Annotated in this window: 4 protein-coding genes and 1 tRNA gene; 3 read left to right on the top strand and 2 right to left on the bottom strand. The window is 57.8% G+C overall.

Going from position 1 to position 3,522, the window contains the following annotated elements:
• Positions 1-80 precede the first annotated feature (80 nt).
• Positions 81-1,079 (bottom strand): LysR family transcriptional regulator, encoded by a 999-nt coding sequence (locus PMI23_RS26060; protein WP_007908188.1) that lies wholly within the window; start codon positions 1,077-1,079, stop codon positions 81-83.
• A gap of 90 nt (positions 1,080-1,169) precedes the next feature.
• Between PMI23_RS26060 and PMI23_RS26055 the strand changes: the two genes are divergently transcribed.
• From PMI23_RS26055 to PMI23_RS26045, 3 genes are all read left to right on the top strand, one after another.
• Positions 1,170-1,796: a hypothetical protein gene (locus PMI23_RS26055; RefSeq protein ID WP_007908185.1), complete on the top strand. Its 627-nt coding sequence runs from the start codon at positions 1,170-1,172 to the stop codon at positions 1,794-1,796.
• An 88-nt stretch (positions 1,797-1,884) separates the two neighbouring features.
• Entirely contained in the window at positions 1,885-2,655 is a 771-nt protein-coding gene (locus tag PMI23_RS26050; RefSeq protein ID WP_007908184.1) for a 2OG-Fe(II) oxygenase, read from the top strand.
• Between the two features lies 1 nt (position 2,656).
• Complete coding sequence (locus PMI23_RS26045) at positions 2,657-3,295, top strand: LysE family translocator (RefSeq protein WP_007908183.1); 639 nt, start codon at positions 2,657-2,659, stop codon at positions 3,293-3,295.
• Between the two features lie 123 nt (positions 3,296-3,418).
• On the opposite strand, the gene PMI23_RS26040 is transcribed toward PMI23_RS26045, so the two are convergent.
• Positions 3,419-3,494 (bottom strand) — tRNA-Gly (locus tag PMI23_RS26040).
• Positions 3,495-3,522: the final 28 nt, after the last annotated feature.

Raw genomic sequence — 3,522 nt, 5'->3', positions numbered from 1 at the left:
GCCGCCTTCGGCAGCTCCTACAGTGGACTCACGCAATCCCCTGTAGGAGCTGCCGAAGGCTGCGATCTTTTGCTTCTGCGTTACAGCAATCCCTCGCTTTCCGGTAATTCATACGCCATGGCTGCGTTACTCGCACCACCTGACTTGCCCGGCTTGCTCAAGGTCGGTTCTTTCTGCAGGCATTCCACCAGATAGTCGATAAACACCCGCAATTTGGGTGGTAGATAACGCGTCGGCGAGTGCAGCAACCACAATCCGCCGTGATAGGACGCAAGGAAGGTCCAATCCGGCAGCACCTGGACCACCAACTTTTGCTCCAGCGCATAGCGGGCAGTGAAATATGGCAGGCTACCAATGCCGATGTGTTGCAACACCGCGCCCAATCGAACGCCGGTGTGATTGGCGGCATAGCGACCGCGCACACCCACCGTTACCGCTTTGCTGCCTTTCTTGAATTTCCAGCGCGCATCGCTCGGGGTTTCGCCCAGATAGATACAACTGTGATTGAGCAAATCATGCGGGTGAGTCGGTGTGCCGTGCTCGGCCAGGTATTGCGGCGTGGCACAGAGCAAGTGGTCAATGGTCAGCAATTGCCGCCCGACCAGCCCGGCCGGTGGTCGATCGGTGATGCGAATCGCCAGATCGACATGGTCGTCGATCAAATCGACCTGGCGATCCTCAAGCAACAGCTCAACATCGACCTTGGGATAACGCCGCAGAAACTCGGGCATGTGCGGATGAATCACAAAGCGCCCTACCGCTTTCGGTACGCTGACCCGCACCAGTCCTTCCGCTTCATGGGTGAACTGGCCACTGATCTCCATGACCGATTTGGCTGCGCTGACCATTTCCTGACAGCGCTTGAATACCTCCTCGCCGCCATCACTCAAACGCAGCTTGCGCGTGGTGCGCTGCAGCAGCCGCGTGGCCAAGGCTTTTTCCAGGCGCGAGATACTGCGGCTCACCGCTGACGGCGATGACCCCAGCTGCCGAGCGGCCTCAGAGAAGCTGCCGGTCTCCACGACTTTGACGAAAATCGCCATTTCACCGAGCAGCGGTAGCGGCAGATTGATGCTCACAGCGCACAAGTCCTTTGATGTTTGAACGGATTATCACGTTATTGCACGATTCATATAATAAAAAAAGAAACTTTAATAAGGGCATGGAATATGACGCTTCGCCTCTTTTTCCATAGTGATGACCTCAAGGCCAATGTGGAAGTCCTCGACTGCACGCCCCAAGAGCACGAATTCGCCGTGGTATTACGCGCCACGCTGTTTCACCCGCAGGGCGGCGGCCAGCCCTGTGATACCGGCTGGATCGGTGAAAGCCAGGTGCTGCGCGTGGTACAGGAGCCGGACCGGATCATCCATTTTGTCGATCGCCCGGTGGCGCTCGGCATGACCTGTATCCGCATCGACGAACAGCGCCGAAACTTCAATACACGCATGCATTCAGCCGGCCACTTGATCGGGCATTTCGTTCAGGCGTTGGGCTGGATGCCGATCAAGGCACACCACTGGCCGGACGAAGGTCGAGTGCAATTCAAACCCGGCGATGGCGCGCAGGAAGTCGATGCAGAGACCGTTCAACACGGAATCGCCCAGTGGATCGAGCACGATCTGCCGCGCCTGACCTCGCTGCGCGAAGGTGCGCGAGAAATCGGTTTCGGTGAACTGCCCGCCTATGGCTGTGGCGGCACCCATGTACGTAGCCTGAAGGATCTGGGCACTGTCACGATCGCGTCCCTTTCGCAGAAGAAAGGCACGTTGTCTGTCCACTACAGCGTGGATTGAGCATTTCGGACGCGGCCTCACGCAACGTCCGACGCCGGGGAACCGCATTCGCAGGTTCCGTTGACTATCGATAGATGGACCTAAAAAAATGATGCTAGACGTCGAGCGTCTCGATGAGACGTGCATAAAAAAACTGGCCAACGAAGAAGTCCTCGCCATCCGCGTCAAAGGCTTTTTGCCTGAGCCACTGGCCATTCAGATTGGCGACAAGATTCTCGCTCCAGGCTTTGAGGGTTACATCAACGCACCGAGTATCGGCCGCATCGGCATGGCCTTTTATGAGGCGGAAAATCAACCGTTGCTGATTGAGGACTACTTCGAACGCGCCACCAGCAACATCGCCGAACTGCGCAATCGCTGCGCGCCCTACTCTTCACCGATCGACACCTTGCGCTGCATGCTCGACGAATCCTGGCCAGCCGGCGCACACCTGGAAAACCTCTACGGCCGGAAAATGTATGTCGGCCTTTCGCGAGTGGTGAAACCGGGGGTGTGCTTCCTCGCCCACCACGACATCTTCGCCAAGGACGCCCCGGACAGTTTCCAGGCCCGCAGCCTTGAGGCGCAGTTTGCCTGCAACGTCTACCTGAACATGCCGACCGAAGGCGGCGCGTTGCAGATGTGGGACGACGACATCAGCCCCGATCAATTCGACGAAATGCGGGGTGACAGCTATGGCATCGAACCGGCGCTGCTCGGCCCGCCGGCCCTCGAAGTGAGACCGCAACCCGGCGATTTCATCATGTTCAATTCGCGTCGCATGCACTCGGTGACCCCGGGCGTGGCAGACCCGCGCTTGAGTCTTTCCTTTTTTGTCGGCTATCGCGGCAATGCTTCACCCCTGACCTACTGGAGCTGAGATGTATTCGAATTATCTGGGCGAGTTTTTGGCGCTGGCTACCATTCACTTTCTGGCCGTGGTTGCTCCCGGCCCGGACTTCGCAGTCACTATTCGCCAGAGCGTACGCTTCGGCCGACTGGTGGGAATCTGTACGGCGCTGGGGATCGGCGCGGGGATTTCCGTGCACGTGCTGTACACGCTGCTGGGAGTCGGGGCGCTGATGCACACCACACCGTGGTTGCTGACCGTGGCCAAAGTGATTGGCGGGGCTTATATCCTGTATCTGGGTGTCAGCCTGTTGCGCAGCAAGCCGAAATCGTCCCTTGAAGGTGAAAAGACCAGCGAGGAGCCGGTGGTTGAACAGACGTTATTCAAGGCCTTCAGCACCGGTTTTCTGACCAATGCGACCAACCCCAAGGCCACGCTGTTTTTCCTGGCCATCTTCACCACGATCATCAGCGCCAGCACGCCCCTGCAGATCCAGGCCTTTTACGGGCTGTGGATGTGCTTTGTGAATGCGCTGTGGTTTGTTGTGGTCGCGCTGTTTTTCTCAAGCAGTCGGGTTCGCTTGCTGTTCATGCGCATGGGCCATTGGTTTGAACGCACGATGGGCGTGGTGCTGATTCTGTTTGCCGGTCGCCTGATGCTGTCCTGGTAAGCAGACGCATAACGCAAAAGGCCCGCCGAATCGCTTCGGCGGGCCTTTTTTATGACTGATGACTCAACTACAAATCGTGCGCATACAAAAACGCCGCTCAGTTGAGCGGCATTTTTGTGAATATGGAGCGGGAAACGAGACTCGAACTCGCGACCCCGACCTTGGCAAGGTCGTGCTCTACCAACTGAGCTATTCCCGCAATGGCGTCCCCTAGGGGACTCGAACCC

This window comes from Pseudomonas sp. GM24 (assembly GCF_000282235.1).
Taxonomy (GTDB): Bacteria; Pseudomonadota; Gammaproteobacteria; order Pseudomonadales; family Pseudomonadaceae; genus Aquipseudomonas.
This window is presented reverse-complemented; position numbering and strand designations above follow the sequence as displayed.